15 protein-coding genes are annotated in these 15,002 nt (G+C 70.3%); 8 read left to right on the top strand and 7 right to left on the bottom strand.

What is annotated here, in order from left to right; translation table 11 throughout:
- Positions 1–138: 138 nt before the first annotated feature.
- From FXO19_RS04465 to trxA, 5 genes are all read right to left on the bottom strand, one after another.
- Positions 139–912 carry a queuosine precursor transporter gene (locus FXO19_RS04465; RefSeq protein ID WP_149193894.1) on the bottom strand — a complete coding sequence of 258 codons (774 nt, stop codon included), beginning with the start codon at positions 910–912 and terminating at the stop codon, positions 139–141.
- Positions 909–1,586: a DUF502 domain-containing protein gene (locus tag FXO19_RS04460; RefSeq protein ID WP_149193893.1), complete on the bottom strand. Its 678-nt coding sequence runs from the start codon at positions 1,584–1,586 to the stop codon at positions 909–911. The genes FXO19_RS04465 and FXO19_RS04460 overlap by 4 nt, the downstream gene beginning before the upstream one ends.
- A 263-nt stretch (positions 1,587–1,849) precedes the next feature.
- The gene (locus FXO19_RS04455; protein WP_149193892.1) at positions 1,850–3,901 is read right to left on the bottom strand and encodes a bifunctional serine/threonine-protein kinase/formylglycine-generating enzyme family protein; all 2,052 of its coding nucleotides are present in this window, start codon (positions 3,899–3,901) and stop codon (positions 1,850–1,852) included.
- A gap of 144 nt (positions 3,902–4,045) precedes the next feature.
- On the bottom strand, positions 4,046–4,495 hold the full coding sequence (locus tag FXO19_RS04450) for a DUF4442 domain-containing protein (RefSeq protein WP_149193891.1): 450 nt from the start codon (positions 4,493–4,495) through the stop codon (positions 4,046–4,048).
- A 127-nt stretch (positions 4,496–4,622) separates the two neighbouring features.
- On the bottom strand, positions 4,623–5,507 hold the full coding sequence (trxA, locus tag FXO19_RS04445) for a thioredoxin (protein WP_149193890.1): 885 nt from the start codon (positions 5,505–5,507) through the stop codon (positions 4,623–4,625).
- Positions 5,508–5,785: 278 nt separating this feature from the next.
- On the opposite strand from trxA, the gene FXO19_RS04440 reads away from it, so the two are divergent.
- Entirely contained in the window at positions 5,786–6,370 is a 585-nt protein-coding gene (locus tag FXO19_RS04440) for a DUF998 domain-containing protein (protein WP_149193889.1), read from the top strand.
- A gap of 159 nt (positions 6,371–6,529) precedes the next feature.
- On the opposite strand, the gene FXO19_RS04435 is transcribed toward FXO19_RS04440, so the two are convergent.
- Both FXO19_RS04435 and FXO19_RS04430 read right to left on the bottom strand, forming a co-directional pair.
- Positions 6,530–6,781: a SemiSWEET transporter gene (locus FXO19_RS04435; protein ID WP_149193888.1), complete on the bottom strand. Its 252-nt coding sequence runs from the start codon at positions 6,779–6,781 to the stop codon at positions 6,530–6,532.
- Positions 6,778–8,091: a metal-dependent hydrolase family protein gene (locus tag FXO19_RS04430; RefSeq protein WP_149193887.1), complete on the bottom strand. Its 1,314-nt coding sequence runs from the start codon at positions 8,089–8,091 to the stop codon at positions 6,778–6,780. Before FXO19_RS04430 ends, FXO19_RS04435 begins: the two co-directional genes overlap by 4 nt.
- 22 nt (positions 8,092–8,113) lie before the next feature.
- Between FXO19_RS04430 and FXO19_RS04425 the strand changes: the two genes are divergently transcribed.
- The 7 genes from FXO19_RS04425 to rlmH all read left to right on the top strand — a co-directional run bounded on the left by FXO19_RS04425 (position 8,114) and on the right by rlmH (position 14,956).
- Positions 8,114–8,362: a hypothetical protein gene (locus FXO19_RS04425; protein ID WP_149193886.1), complete on the top strand. Its 249-nt coding sequence runs from the start codon at positions 8,114–8,116 to the stop codon at positions 8,360–8,362.
- A gap of 311 nt (positions 8,363–8,673) precedes the next feature.
- Positions 8,674–11,427: a leucine--tRNA ligase gene (leuS, locus tag FXO19_RS04420; protein ID WP_149193885.1), complete on the top strand. Its 2,754-nt coding sequence runs from the start codon at positions 8,674–8,676 to the stop codon at positions 11,425–11,427.
- Between the two features lie 87 nt (positions 11,428–11,514).
- Positions 11,515–12,021, top strand: coding sequence for an LPS-assembly lipoprotein LptE (locus FXO19_RS04415; protein ID WP_149193884.1), 507 nt, complete (start codon positions 11,515–11,517; stop codon positions 12,019–12,021).
- 37 nt (positions 12,022–12,058) lie between these two features.
- Positions 12,059–13,093, top strand: coding sequence for a DNA polymerase III subunit delta (gene holA / locus FXO19_RS04410; RefSeq protein WP_149193883.1), 1,035 nt, complete (start codon positions 12,059–12,061; stop codon positions 13,091–13,093).
- Positions 13,094–13,256: 163 nt separating this feature from the next.
- Positions 13,257–13,955 (top strand): nicotinate-nucleotide adenylyltransferase, encoded by a 699-nt coding sequence (nadD, locus tag FXO19_RS04405; protein ID WP_149193882.1) that lies wholly within the window; start codon positions 13,257–13,259, stop codon positions 13,953–13,955.
- 30 nt (positions 13,956–13,985) lie between these two features.
- Complete coding sequence (gene rsfS, locus FXO19_RS04400; RefSeq protein ID WP_149193881.1) at positions 13,986–14,375, top strand: ribosome silencing factor; 390 nt, start codon at positions 13,986–13,988, stop codon at positions 14,373–14,375.
- A gap of 110 nt (positions 14,376–14,485) precedes the next feature.
- On the top strand, positions 14,486–14,956 hold the full coding sequence (gene rlmH, locus FXO19_RS04395; protein ID WP_149193880.1) for a 23S rRNA (pseudouridine(1915)-N(3))-methyltransferase RlmH: 471 nt from the start codon (positions 14,486–14,488) through the stop codon (positions 14,954–14,956).
- Positions 14,957–15,002: the final 46 nt, after the last annotated feature.

The raw sequence follows: 15,002 nt of genomic DNA, 5'->3' as shown, positions 1-15,002 counted from the left end.
GGCGGCAGCGTCGGGCTGCTGCCGTCGAACGGCAAGGGTCAAAGGTCATTGGGGCGAAGGGCGAGGAGCGAGGAGTGAGAAACGAGAGAGAGCGCACCGTCAGGCTCTCTCTCGTTTCTCACTCCTCTCCGCTCGTTTCTACGCTTCTGCTGCCTGCGCGCGCAGTTCGGCGGCGCGGGCCTCGCCCAGGTAGCCGCGGATCGCGCGCCGCATCAGATACAGCAGCGGGATCAGTGCGATCGCCGCGGCCATCTTGTAGCCGTAGTTGACCGAGCTCACGGCGAGGAACAGCGAGGTCGGCCACTGCTGCGGGCCGAGCACGAAGGCGATCCAGATCACCACGAAGCTGTCGATCAGCTGCGACACCGCGGTCGAGCCGGTGGCGCGCAGCCACACCAGGCGCTCGCCGGTGGCGCGGCGGATGCGGTGGAAGACGGCGACGTCGATCAGCTGGCCGATCAGGAACGCCACCACGGATCCGGCGATCGTCCACATGCCCTGGCCGAAGACCGCCGCGAATGCGGCCTGGTAGTCCGGCACGCCCTGACGCTGCGCCGCGGTCACCCACCAGTCGGCCGGCGCCAGCGCGATCGCGGCAAAGGCGAAGCAGAAGCCGTACACGATCAGCGCCACCGCGATCCACGAGATCAGGCGCACGCCGCGCCGGCCGAAGTATTCGTTGATCACGTCGGTGAAGATGAAGACGATCGGCCACAGCAGGGTGCCGGCGGTGAAGCTCAACCCGCCGCTCTGCCCGAACAGGTCCCATTGCAACGGCGCGATGCCGAGGGTGCTCTCCAGCGAGAAGATCTTGACCCCGATGAACTCGGCCAGCACCGCATTGACACAGAAGAACGCCGCCAGCGCGATGAACAATCGCGTCGCACGGTCGTCGAGCAGGCGCGCACTCACGTCGGCGGGGCGGCGGCGGGAGGAGTGAAGGGGATGGTGTCCGGCGCGGAAGCTCCGCCCGAGATGATGAAGGCCATCGCCTGGTCGACGGTCCAATCGGTCGGCGTGAGCTTTTCCACCGGCACGATCTCGAGATAGCCGGAGGTCGGGTTGGGCGTGGTGGGCACGTACACGGCGGCGAGTTCACGCTCGCTGCCGTGCTCGCGCATGACCCGGGTGACGAAGCCGACCGCTTTCATCTCGGTGTGCGGAAAGTCGATCAGCACCACGCGCTGGGTGGTCCCCGGCTTGGTCTGCAGGATATCGAGCAGCTTGCGCGCGCTGGAGTAGATGACGCTGGCCAGGGGAATGCGCGCGATCAGCCGTTCGAACCAGCCCAGCAGGCGCTGCCCGACCACGCGCCGGGCCATCCAGCCGGAGACGAGGATCAGCGCCAGTGTGGCGAGCAGCGCGATCGCGTTCTGCACCCAGAGCGCATCGAACCAGCCCAGGGCATCCGGGAACCAGGCGGCGATCCGCCGCGACAGCGGACCGACCCAAGGCTTGCTGGCATCGCCCAGCAGCACGAACACGAACTTGACCACTACCCAGGTGAGCCAGATCGGCAGCAGCGTCAGCAGGCCGGTGAGGAACAACCGCTGCAGGCGGCGCGCGCGGGAGGAGGAGGCGGGCATGGGCGCAATCTTACCGGAGCGGTCGGGGGGTTCGTGATTCGCGGATTCGTGGATTCGTGATTCGTGATTGGTGATTGGTGATTCGTTAAAAGCTTGAACAGTCTTTGCTCGTCATCCCGGCGCAAGCCGTGATCCAGCTGCCTTGTCGTTGCCTTGCAATGACCAGGCTTCTGCGGAATGGATCCCGGCTTGCGCCGGGATGACGGTGACTTACGCTTTTCACGAATCACGAATCACGAATCACGAATCACGAATCACGCCCCTCAGGGCTCACGCACCAGCCGGAAGCCGACGTCGTCGTAGCCGCGCCCGGCGTCGGCGTCGCGTGTCGCCGCGTCGCGTCGCCAACTGGTTCCGCGCACCGCGCGCCGCTCGCAGTCGCCGGCACAGTCGAGCAGCCATTCCGCCACCGGCGTTGCGCCGCTCTCGTGTGCCCGTTCGCGCGCTTCGGATGCAGTGGGCAGGCGGTAGCGGTGACCGGTCTCGCGGCTCAGCCATTGCGCGTAGGCTTCGGCGTCGGCCCAGGACACGCATACCACTGCATCGCTGCCGCTCTGCCCGTAGCCGGGCGACGTCCAGTCGCGCGGCGAGAACACGCGCAGCACCGAGGCGCGTTCGCGGCAGAGCGCGGACTCGCGGCCGGTGGCTTCGACGAAGCGGCGGTACTCGTCGCGGCTGACCGCGCGCCGCGCCATCGCGTAGGCACCGTCGCCCTTGCGCATGACCGTCATGCCGGAGGCTTCGCCTGGAACCGTCTGCCCGACTTCGGGAATCGCAGACGCGCGCTTGCGCAGCGCTGCGACGCTGGCCTCGTCGAGCGCGGACGCCCGGGCGATGTCGACCAGGCGCAGGGCCTGCTCGCGATCGAAGCGCGCGGCTTCGGCATCGATGCGCGCGGCGATCGCGGTGGCGGCGTCGCGGCGCAGCTTCGCGAGGCCGGGAATCTCACTGTCCGGCATCCGTTGCGACAGCCGCGCCATCCGCTGCAGCGGCTCGACGGCGCCCGCGGCGTCGCCGGCGCGGATCCTGCGGTCCGCTTCCGCGGCCAGCGCGCCGGCCAGCTGCGTCGCCGCCTGCGCCAGTTGCAGGTGGCCAGGATCGGCCGCCGCCGCCGCGACCAGGCTGTCGTAGGCGTTGTCGTGCTTCGGCCGGTACAGCCGCCGCGCCGCGGTCTGGCGTTCGGCCGCGGCGATCAGCTTGCTGGCCTCGGATTCGGGTGCCGCCCGCAGCAGCGCGTCGTCCGGGTTGGCAAGCACGCCGATGCGCGTCGCGGCGGGTGTGGACGATCCGACGCCGGCGGTCTCGATGCTCGCCGGTTGTGCGCGGAAAAATCCCTCGGCGGCAACGGGATCGGTCTGCCGCAGCGCCACTCCGACCACTGCGGCCAGGCCCAGCGCGCCCAGCACCCAGGTCGCCTTCGGCAGACGCCGTAGCCTTGCCGGTAGCGCCTGCAGTGCATCCTGCAATGCCGCCGTGCGGCCCGGCCCGCGCAGCGAGACGCCCTCCAGCGCACGCAGCATCTCGTCGGCGTCGTGGTAGCGCCTGAGCGGCCCCTTGGCCATGGCACGGTCGATGAAACGCTGCCAGTGGCGCAGATGCCGCGGCAGCCGTGGGACCGGATCCTGCGCGTGCATCACCGCCATCGACAGCGCGTCGCCCGCCTTGTACGGCAGCTCTCCGGTCAGCAGCTCCCAGGCCAGCACGCCGACGCTGTAGAGGTCGGCGCGGGGGTCGACCTCGTCGCCGCGGGCCTGCTCGGGCGCCATGTAGGCGGTGCTGCCGAGCGCGAGCCCGGCACTGGTGACGCGGCTGCCGTAGCCGCGGCGCAGGGCGATGCCGAAGTCGGCCAGCAGCGGGCGCTCGGCTTCGTCGAACAGCACGTTCTCGGCCTTAACGTCGCGATGGATCACGCCACGGGCATGCGCATAGGCCAGTGCCGAGAGCAGCGCTCGCAGGATCGCACGGACCCGGCCCTCGTCGCCGCCGAAGTCGCGCTGGCCCAGGTGGCCGTGCGGCATGTGCGGCATCACGTAGTAGGGCAGGTCGTCGACGGTGCGGCCGATCTGGTAGATGCCGACGATGTGCGGGTGCTCGAGCCGGCCGATGGTGCGGGCCTCGTTCTCGAACCGGCGCCGGCTGACCTCATCGGCCAGGGCCTCGGGGCGCATGACCTTGATCGCGACCTCGCGCCCCAGCGATTCCTGCCTGGCCAGGTAGACGGTCGACATGCCGCCGTGGGCGATCACGCGCAGCAGCCGGTAACCGGCGATCTCCGGCAACGGCGTGGCGTCGCGCTGGCCTGGTGCGTCTTGCATTCCACCCCCTGTTCGCCCGCCAGCATAGCGATCCGGTGACTACGTATTGTGAATCCAGATCACGTTGCCGCGTCGCCCTGGGGTGGCAGCGCGATACCGGGGTCCCGGCCCCGTCCAGCGGGTCGCCGGGAGCGGTTGTCGGACTCAGTGGGCGCGCTTGCGCCGTACGTAGATCTGCTTGCGAAGCTTCGCGATCACCTCGCCCCCGTCATCGACGACATCGGTCGCGAACCAATGCAGGTGCTTGTCGCCCCCGGCGGTGGCGGCGCGGAGGGATTCGAGCGTAGGTTCGTCCAGCGCAAAGGTGGCGTGCACGGTGCCGCGGCCCGGCTTGACGAATTCGATCGCGGCCGCCTTGTCCCAGACGTAGTAGTCGCGGCCCAGGCATTCCTTGACCAGGATCATCCAGAACGGATCGGTCATCGAGAACAGGCTGCCGCCGAAGTGGGTGCCGACGTAGTTGCGGTTCCACGGCCGCATCCGCAGCTCGACCCGTGCGCGCCGCCAGTCGTCGGCGACTTCGACGACCCGGATCCCGGAGAACAGGAAGGGCGGCCACAGGTTCATGGCCCGGCGCAGGGTGGAAGACTTCATCGGGGAGTGAGGAGTGAAGAGTGAGAAGTGAGAAACGAGAGGGTGCCTCGAGGGAGCTGACTAGGACCGGTGGAGGCGGATGAGCCCTTGACTCGTTTCTCACTCCTCTCCACTCGTTTCTCGCTCTTCAGAACAGCAGCGACGCCATCCGCCTGCGGTAGCGCCCGACCAGTGCCGCATCGTCGACCACGCGGAAGGCATCGATCAACGCCCGCCTGGGCAGGCCGTCGTCGAAATCGCGATCGCGCCGCAGCATCTCGATGAACTGCTCCAGCCCGGCCTCGGCGTCGCCGCCGACGATGCGTCGCACGCCGAGCAGATGGCGTGCGCGCAGGTCGTCCGGGTCGGCGGCGATGGCGGCCTCCAGGGCCTCCGTCGGGGGCGCGTGATCGAGCATCGAGGCAAAGCCCAGACGTGCGCGCGCCTGCACGCAGCGATCGTCGGCGGCGAGGTTGGCGGGCAGGGCATCGAGCAGCTGCTTGGCCTCGTCCATGGCGCCGGTGCGCAGCAGGGCCAGGGCGAGATCGAGCTTCAGCTCCTCCTTGTCCGGCTCGTCCGCGGTCGCCTGGCGCAGGCGCAGGACCTCGGTGTGGGGATCGGGCGGCGGCGGCGCCTCGCCGGTGCCGTCCATGTCCACGCCGGCCAGCGGGGGCGCCGCCGGCTCGATGCCGTGGCGTTTGAGGAACTCGCGCAGCTCGCCTTCCGGCAATGCGCCCGGGAACGCGTCCACCGGCTGGCCGTTGACCAGCAGGAACACGGTCGGGATCGAGCGCACCTGGAACGCGGCGGCGAGCTGCTGCTCCTGGTCGACGTCGACCTTGGCCAGCACGAAGGCGCCGTTGTAGTCGGCGGCGAGCTTCTCCAGGATCGGGCCGAGGGTCTTGCAGGGGCCGCACCACTCCGCCCAGAAATCGATCAGCACCGGCGTCTGCAGCGATTTCTGCAGAACATCGGTCTCGAAGTTGGCGGCGGTGGCGTCGAAGACGTGGGGCGTTGTGGATTCGGCGGGCATCGTGGTTTCCGGAATGCGTTCAGGGGCAGATGGTGCCAGATGCGCGCGAAACCAACCCGCGGTCGGCGCCCGGCCGCCGTCCGCACTAGCTGTGGGAGTGACGGCGGCATGCCGCCGTCGGGCAGTCGCGATATCTGCACGGCTGATCCCGGGATCGCGCCGCCTCGCTCAGCCGAGCATCGCGGCTGCCGCCGCTCCCACACGTCGATACGTCGCGGCCGCATGTAAGCTCGCCGGTCGACAGCGAGAAACGGGGCGACGACGGCTTGCAAACCGAAATGAGGCATGTGGAGCGGCATGCGGGTTGGGTCGCGGCGCTGGTGTTCGCAGCCGCGCTGCTCGGCTGCGGGGCGCTGCTCGAGGGCTATTCGCAGCGTTGGCATCCGGTCGCCTTGCTCGGCGCCGACGGCGTGCCCGGTGCCTGGGTCTTCAACATGGCGGGCCTGGTGCTGCCGGGATTGCTGGCGGCCGTGGTGGCGCTGGCGCTGTACCGGGCACTGCCGCCGCAGGCGGGCTGGCTGCCGCGGATCGGGGCACGGTTGCTGCTGTTGTCGGCGCTGGCATTCGCCGCGCAGGGGGTGCTGCCGCTGGACCCGCGCGACCTCGACGGCCAGGCCGGGCGCCTGCATGCCGCGGCCTGGATGGTGTGGTGGATCGCCTTCGTGCCCGGTGCGCTGCTGTTGGCCGCCGGCGTGCGCGGCCTGCGGCTGCCCGGGATCATCGCCGCCTGTGCGGTGGCGGCCCTGTCGGTGCTGCCGGTCGAACCGCTGCCGCCGGCGTTGGCGCAGCGGATCGCGTTCGCGGCGTGGTTCGGCTGGCAGGCGTTGGCGCCGTGGCTGGCCGGATCGCGGCAGGGCTACTGACGCCCTCGTAGGAGCGCGCCATGCGCGCGATGCCGCGGGCATTTCGCCGCCCGCGAATTCCGGCGACCGGCGCACCTGCCGGTCCAGAATCGCGGCATCCGCCGGATCCTGCCGAGACCCGCGGCATCGCGCGCGTGGCGCGCTCCTACGGAGGTCGGGTCAGCCGTAGCGCAGCTTGAGCACGAGGATGGTGGCCGCCAGCCCGAAGGTGAGCAGGTTGGCGGCGATCATCGGCCAGGAGCCGAGCAGCACGCCGTAGGCGAACCAGAAGCCGACGCCGACGGTGAACACCACGTACATGCCCAGCGAGATGCTGCGGGTATCGCGGCTGCGAATGGTCTTGAGCGCCTGCGGCACGAATGCCAGCGTGGTCAGCGCGGCGGCGACATAGCCGAACCAGTCCGGGCTCATCGCGTATCCGGGCCGCGGAACACTTCGCCGTCCTTCATCACGAAGCGCACGTCCAGCACCGCCTCGATGTCCTCGAGCGGATCGGCCGCCAGCGCGATGATGTCGGCGCGCCGGCCGGCCTCGATCACGCCCTGGTCGTCGACCCCCAGCACCTCGGCGGCGTGCACCGTGGCGGCCTGCAGGGCTTCGGACGCGGGCATGCCGGCCTCGACCATGTAGAGGAACTCGCGCGCGTTGTCGCCGTGCGGGCCGACGCCCATGTCGGTGCCGAAGGCGATCGGCACGCCCGCCTTGTAGGCCTTGGCGAAGGTGCCCTGGATCTGCGCGCCGATGGTCGCCGCCTTGGGCCGCACGATCTCGGGGAAATAGCCGTCTTCCTTGGCCTTGTCGGCGACGAAGCGGCCGGCATAGATGGTCGGTACGTACCAGGTGCCGTGCTGCTTCATCAGCCGCATCACCTCGTCGCTCATGTGGGTGCCGTGCTCGATGCTGGCCACGCCGCCCTCGACCGCGCGCTTCATGCCCTCGGTGCCGTGGGCGTGCGCGGCGACGCGGTAGCCGTAGTCGTTGGCGGTCTCGACGATGGCGCGGATTTCGTCGGTCATGAACTGCGGCGCGTCGCCGGAGCGCGCGTAGCTGAGCACGCCGCCGGTGGCGGTGATCTTGATCAAGTCGCTGCCGTCCTTGTAGCGCTGGCGCACCGCCTGGCGGGCGTCCTCGACCGAGTTGATCACGCCCTCGGTCGGCCCAGGCGGGCCCATCAGGTGCGAGAGCATCGAGTTGTAGCCGTTGCTGGGATCGGCATGGCCGCCGGTGGTGGCGATCGACTTGCCGGCGGCGAAGATCCGCGGCCCCTTCACCAAGCCCTGGTTGATCGCGTCGCGCAGGTGCGGGCTGACCTCGCCGCCGAGGTCGCGCACGCTGGTGAAGCCGGCCATGAGGGTCTTCTCGGCATAGCCGACGGCGCGGAAGGCGAAATCCACCGGGTCCAGGCGGAAGCCCTCGGAATAGCTTTGCGGGCTGGACTGGCCGCCCAGGTGCACGTGCAGGTCGGTCCAGCCGGGCAGGCAGGTGTGGGCGCGCAGGTCGACGTAGCGCGCGTCGTCGCCGGCGGTCGGCGCGGGCAGGTAGCCGGCGGCCACTGCGGCGACGCGGCCATCCTCGATGGTCACCGTGCGCTCGGTCAGCATGCGGCCGCTGCGGCTGTCGAACAGCTTGCCGCAGTGGAGCACGGCGTCGGCGGCCGGCGCGGCGGCCGGTGCCAGGAAGAGCAGGATCGCGAGCGTGCGGCGAACGGCGGTGACGGACATGGCGGACTCCGGTTGGCGAGGCGTGATTGAACCACAGCCGCTGGAGACGGTCCGCCGGCCGTGGAAAAGTGCCGGCATTGAATGGGACTTGCTTGACCGACGACGTCCGCTTTTGCTCGTCATTCCCGCGCAGGCGGGAATCCAAGGACGTTTGATTTTCGATGGTTTGCCGTCCCTGGATTCCCGCCTGCGCGGGAATGACGATGCTTTAAGTGCACGCCATACGTTGCCGGCATTCGCTTGTATCCGCGACGGGGCGGCGGCGGATTGAAATGCCGGCGGAAGTGAAGAACACCTGGGGGAGGCCGGAGACATGTGGGAGCGACGGAAGTCGCGACAGGCTGCGGAGGACGTCGCGACTTCCGTCGCTCCCACAGATTGCTTCTTCGTATGGCTGGGGCTCCGGCGGGCGGCCGTGCATCCGTAGAGCGGAGCCCGCTCCGCTGCTCGCGGCGCCGGCGCCAGGGCAGCCTGGCCCGGCTCTATGGCCGGCTCCGGCGCCTGCGCTCGGCCGGCGGCCCCGCATGGCGGCGCGTGTTGCACTGCGGTAGGCTTGCCGGTCCCCGATCGCCAGCTTCCGCCGTGTCCGACACGTCTTCCGTCTCCGAACCCGCCTACCAGCCCGACGCCGTCGAGTCCGCCGCCCAGCGGTACTGGCAGCGGATCCGCGCCTACGAGGTCGGCGAGGACGACGCCAGGCCGAAGTTCTACTGCCTGGCGATGCTGCCGTATCCGTCCGGGGCGCTGCACATGGGACACGTGCGCAACTACACCATCGCCGACGTGATCAGCCGCTACCAGCGCATGACCGGCAGGAACGTGCTGCAGCCGATGGGCTGGGACGCGTTCGGACTGCCGGCCGAGAACGCGGCGATCAAGAACCGTACCGCGCCGGCGAAGTGGACCTACGCCAACATCGATCACATGCGCGGCCAGCTGAAGTCGCTCGGCTATGCGATCGACTGGAGCCGCGAGTTCGCCACCTGCTCGCCGGACTACTACGTGCACGAGCAGCGCATGTTCGTGCGCCTGCTGAAGAAGGGGCTGGCCTACCGGCGCAACTCGGTAGTCAACTGGGATCCGATCGACCAGACCGTGCTCGCCAACGAGCAGGTGGTCGACGGCCGCGGCTGGCGCTCGGGCGCGGTGGTCGAGAAGCGCGAGATCCCGCAGTGGTTCCTCAAGATCACCGATTACGCGCAGGAGCTGCTGGACGGGCTGGACCGGCTGGAGGGCTGGCCGGACTCGGTGCGCACCATGCAGCGCAACTGGATCGGGCGCAGCGAGGGCCTGGAGATCGCCTTCGACGTCGACGGCCACGACGAGCGGCTGTCGGTCTACACCACCCGCCCGGACACGCTCATGGGCGTGACCTTCATGTCGATCGCCGCCGAACACCCGCTGGCGCAGCGCGCCGCGCGGGGCCATCCGGAGCTGGCCGACTTCATCGCCGAGCTGCGCCGCGGCGGCGTCTCCGAGGCCGAGCTGGAGACCCAGGCCAAGCGCGGCATGGACACCGGCCTGCGCGCGATCCACCCGGTCACCGGCGAGAAGATCCCGGTCTGGGTGGCCAACTTCGTGCTGATGGGCTACGGCACCGGTGCGGTGATGGCGGTACCCGGCCACGACCAGCGCGACTGGGAGTTCGCCAGGACCTACGGCCTGCCGATCCGCATGGTGATCGTGTCGACGGACGTGCGCGACGCGCTCGACGAGATCGGCCGCGATGTCGGCAGCCACGCCGATCCAATGCGCACCGCGCTCGGCGGCGCCGGTGCGGTCGACGCCTACGACACCCGCGCCGCGGTGCAGGTGGTCGGCGATTTCGAGCGCCGCATCGTCGATGAGGGGGCCTGGACCGAGCGCGGCTGGCTGGTGAACTCCGGCGAACTGGACGGCATGGATTTCCAGCAGGCGTTCGACGCGCTGGCCGCGCGCCTCGAGCGCGAAGGCCGCGGTGGGCGCCGGGTCAACTTCCGCCTGCGCGACTGGGGCGTCAGCCGCCAGCGCTACTGGGGTTGCCCGATCCCGGTCATCCATTGCCAGGCCTGCGGCGCCGTGCCGGTGCCCGAGGACCAGCTGCCGGTGGTGCTGCCGGAGGACGTGGAGGACGCCTTCGCCAAGGCCGGTGGCGTGCAGTCCCCGATCAAGGCCGATCCGGAGTGGCGCAAGACCACCTGCCCGCAATGTGGCGGCGCGGCCGAGCGCGAGACCGACACCTTCGACACCTTCATGGAGTCGAGCTGGTACTACGCCCGCTACACCTCGCCGGGCGCCGTCGACATGGTCGACGCGCGCGCCGACTACTGGACGCCGGTGGACCAGTACATCGGCGGCATCGAGCACGCGATCCTGCACCTGCTGTACTTCCGCTTCTACCACAAGCTCATGCGCGACGCCGGCCTGGTGTCCAGCGACGAGCCGGCGGTGAACCTGCTCACCCAGGGCATGGTGATCGCCGAGACCTTCTACCGCGAGCAGGCGGACGGTTCGAGGGACTGGATCAATCCGGCCGATGTCGAGGTGGTTCGCGACGAGCGCGGCCGCATCGTCGGCGCGACGCTGAAGGCCGACGGCGGGCCGGTGGAGATCGGTGGCGTCGAGAAGATGTCGAAGTCGAAGAACAACGGTGTCGACCCGCAGTCGATGGTCGACAAGTACGGCGCCGACACCGTGCGCCTGTTCTCGATGTTCGCGGCGCCGCCCGAGCAGTCGCTGGAGTGGAACGAGGCCGGGGTCGAGGGCATGTCGCGGTTCCTGCGCCGGCTGTGGACGCAGGCGACGCGGCACGCGGAGGAGGGCGCCGCGCCGGCGCTGGATCGCGGGGTGATGACCGCGGCGCAGAAGACCCTGCGCCGGCAGCTGCACGAGACCATCCGCAAGGTCGGCGACGATTATGGCCGCCGGCACAGCTTCAACACCGCGATCGCCGCGGTGATGGAGCTGCTGAACCACCTGGCGAAGTTCGACGACGCCAGTGCCAACGGGCGCGCGCTGCGGCAGGAGGCGTTCGAGGCGATCGTGCTGCTGCTCAATCCGATCACCCCGCACGCCAGCCATGCGCTGTGGCAGCGGCTGGGCCATTCCGAGACCCTGCTCGAGGACCGGCCGTTCCCGGAACCGGACCCGGACGCGCTGCAGCGCGACGCGGTGACCCTGGCGGTGCAGGTCAACGGCAAGCTGCGCGGCACCATCGAGGTCGCGGTGGACGCCGACCGGCCGGCGATCGAGGCGCAGGCGCTGGCCGAGCCCAATGTCGCGCGCTTCATCGGCGAGGGCAGCGTGCGCAAGGTGATCGTGGTGCCCGGCAAGATCGTGAACATCGTTGTTTCCTGAATCGGCGCGTCGTTTCTTGAATCGGCGCGTCGTCGCCTGAACCGGCGCGTGCTTGCCGGCCGCTGCCGCCTCGTCCAGACTCCGCCCATGATCCGATCCGCCGTCGTCGTCCTCCTCGCCCTGGCCCTCGCGGCCTGCGGTTTCCATCTGCGCAACGCGCTGTCGCTGCCGCCCGACCTCGGTCCGGTGCAGGTCGTCGCGCGCGATCCCTACAGCCCGTTGCCGGACGCGCTGGCGCTGACGCTGCAGCGGGCCGGCGCCGAGGTCCGGCGCGGCAGCCGCGCCGAGGAAGGCATCGCGACCCTCAGCATTCTCTCCGAGCGCTGGGCCTCGACGCCGGTCAGCATCGATGCGCAGGGCCGCGCGCAGGAGTACGCGCTGCGCTACGCGGTCGTGTTCGAGCTGCTGGGCGCCGACGGCGAGGACATCGTGCCGCAACAGGCGGTCGAGCTGTCGCGTGACTACGTCTCCAGCCCGGACAACCTCACCGGTACCGACAGCGAGCGCGACCTGCTCAGCCGCGAAATGGAACGCGAGATGACGGCGTCGATCGTTCGCCGGATCGACGGCGCCTCGCGTCAGCCGATGCCGTGATCGCGGCAGCCGTGCCGATGCGGGCTTCTCCTTCGCCATGGAACTGACGCCCGAGCGCCTGGCCGGCCAGCTCGGCAGCGAACCGCTGCGGCCGGCGTACCTGATCGCCGGCCCCGAACCGTTGCGCGTGCTGGAGGCGGCGGATGCGTTGCGCATCCATGCCCGCGGGCAGGGCTTTGTCGAGCGCGAGATCTTCGACGCCGACGGGCGTGGGTTCGACTGGGGGGCGGTGCAGGCGACCTTCCGTGCGCCCAGCCTGTTCGCGAGCCAGCGCCTGATCGAGCTGCGCCTGCCCACCGCCAAGCCGGGCAAGGACGGCGCGGCGGTGATCACCGAGTTCTGCGCCGATCCGCCAGGCGACATCCTGCTGCTGGTCACCGGCGGCGAGTGGAGCCGCCAGCACGGCGGCAAGTGGAGCGAGGCGATCGGGCGCATCGGCCACGTCGTCGTGGCCTGGGCGGTGAAGCCGCACGAGATGCCGGACTGGATCGAGCGCCGCCTGCGCAGCCGCGGCGTCGCCGCCGACCGCGATGCGGTGCAGCGGCTGGCGGAGCTGGTCGAAGGCAATCTGCTGGCGGCCGCGCAGGAAGTCGACAAGCTCGCCCTGCTCAGTGACGGCACGCCGCTGGATGTCGCGCGGATGGAGGCCCTGGTCGCCGATGCCGCGCGCTTCGACGTGTTCCGGCTGATCGACGCCGCGCTCAACGGCCAGGCGGCGCCGGCCGCGCGCATGCTCGCCGGGCTGCGCGCCGAGGGCGCGGCGGTGCCGGCGCTGATGGGCATGGTGGTGATGGAGCTGCAGCGTGCGGCCGCGCTGGCGCAGGTGCAGGCGCGCAGCGGCAACCTGGCATCCGAGTTCCGGGCGCAGCGGGTGTGGGAATCGAAGCAGGCGGTGTTCCGGCGCGCGCTGCAGCGTCACGGCGTCCAGCGCTGGGAACGCTTCCTGGCCGAGGCCGGGCGCATCGATCGCATCGCCAAGGGCCGCGCCGCCGGCGATGCCTGGCAGGCGCTCGAACGCCTGCTGCTGGCGGTGGCCGAACCGCGCGCCGCGGCCCTGGTCGAGAAGCACTGAGATGGGCAAGGCTGTCCTTCGCCACGGATCGACGCGGATGAGCGCGGATCAAGCAGATGCAGGAAGAATGGTGAGCGGAGCAGCCCGCATGGCACTGCCGGCCGCGTTTGTACAGGATGAAAAGATCCGCGTTCATCCAGGTCAAATCGGTGGCTGAACGCATGTGAGCAAGGCATCCGCCGATGCCGGCCCCGGATCGCTGCTGGTGCTGTACGGCGGCACCTTCGATCCGGTGCACAACGGCCACCTGGCGATCGCGCGCGCCGCGCGCGACCGCCTGCGCTGCGCCGTCCACCTGATGCCGGCCGCGGACCCGCCGCACCGCCCCGCGCCCGGTGCCGATGCCCGGCAGCGCGTGGCGATGCTCGAGCTGGCCGTCGCCGGCGAGCGCGACCTGTACGTGGACCGGCGCGAACTGGCCCGCGACGGCCGCAGCTATACGGTCGCCACCCTGCGTGAGCTGCGGGCGGGCGAGGGCGCAGTGGCGAGGCCGGTTGCGCTGCTGGTCGGCGCCGACAGCTTCGTCGGCCTGCCGGCCTGGAGGGAATGGCGCGCGTTGTTCGATCTGGCGCATTTCGTCGTCGCCGAGCGCGCCGGCAGCCCGCTCGACCAGGCCCTGCCGGCGGCGCTGGCGGGACAGGTCGCCGGGCGCCTAGTCGACGATCCGGCGGCGCTGTCGGCGGCGCCGGCCGGGCGGATCCTGCCGCTGCGGCAGCCGCTGAGCGGCGAATCGGCCACCGACCTGCGCCGGCGTCTGGCCGAGGGGCGGCCATGGCGCCACCTGCTGCCGGCCCCCGTGGCCGACTACATCAACCGCCACCGGCTGTACCGTGACGATGCCGACACGGCGTCTCCGCTATAATCCGCGGCGAAAATTCCAGAGTCCAGCGCTTTGACCAGTCCCGCCCAAGTCATCAAGACCCGCCTGCCCAATCCGCCGCCGCCCGTCGAAGTCCTGCTCGAGCAGGTACGCGCGGCCGTCGAGGAACTCAAGGCCCGGGACACCGTCGAGATCGACGTCCGTGGCAAGACCAGCGTCTGCGACTACATGGTGGTGGCGTCGGGGACCTCCAGCCGCCACGTCAAGTCGATCGCCGACGAGGTGGTGAAGTACGCCAAGCGCCTGGACGTGCAGCCGCTCGGTGTCGAGGGCGAGCGCGAGGCCGAATGGGTGCTGGTCGACCTCGGCGACGTGGTGGTCCACGTCATGCTGCCGCGGGTGCGCGAGTTCTATGCGCTCGAGCGCCTGTGGACGGTCGGCGACCAGCCGCCGGAAAGCTAGGAACGGGAAACGAGGCACGAGGAACGCGTGTCTCCGGTCGACAGAAGATGCGCGCGCGGAGCCCGTCCACCCGTTTCTCGTTCCTCTTCACTCGATCCTCGGTGTAGCAGATGAAGGCCCGCCTGATCGCCGTCGGCGAGCGCGCGCCGTCGTGGGTCGCCGACGGATTCGCCGAATACCGCAAGCGGCTGTCGCACTGGCTGCCGCTGGAACTGGTCGAAGTCGAACCCGGTCTGCGCGGCAAGGGACGCGACGCGGTCCGCGCGATGCACGACGAGGGCGTCCGGGTTTTGGCGGCACTGCCCAAACAGGCCCACGTGGTGGCGCTGGACGGCCGCGGACGCGGCTACACCTCGGAACAGCTGGCGCAGCGGCTCGAGCACTGGCGCGGTCAGGGGCGCGATCTCGCGGTGCTGATCGGCGGCCCCGAGGGCCATGCCCCCGAGGTGCTGGCGCGCGCCGACGAGCAGTGGTCGCTGGGGCCCCTGACGCTGCCGCACATGCTGGTGCGGCTGATCGCCGCCGAGCAGCTGTACCGGGCCGCGGCGCTGCTGACCAATCATCCCTACCACCGCGCCTGAGCGGCGACGCGTCCGTAGGAGCGCGCCATGCGCGCGATGCCGCGGG

The sequence above is a fragment of the Luteimonas suaedae genome (genome assembly GCF_008312895.1).
Lineage (GTDB): Bacteria > Pseudomonadota > Gammaproteobacteria > Xanthomonadales > Xanthomonadaceae > Luteimonas > Luteimonas suaedae.
The sequence above is the reverse complement of the archived record's forward strand: the minus strand, read 5'-3'. Positions and strand labels throughout refer to the sequence as shown.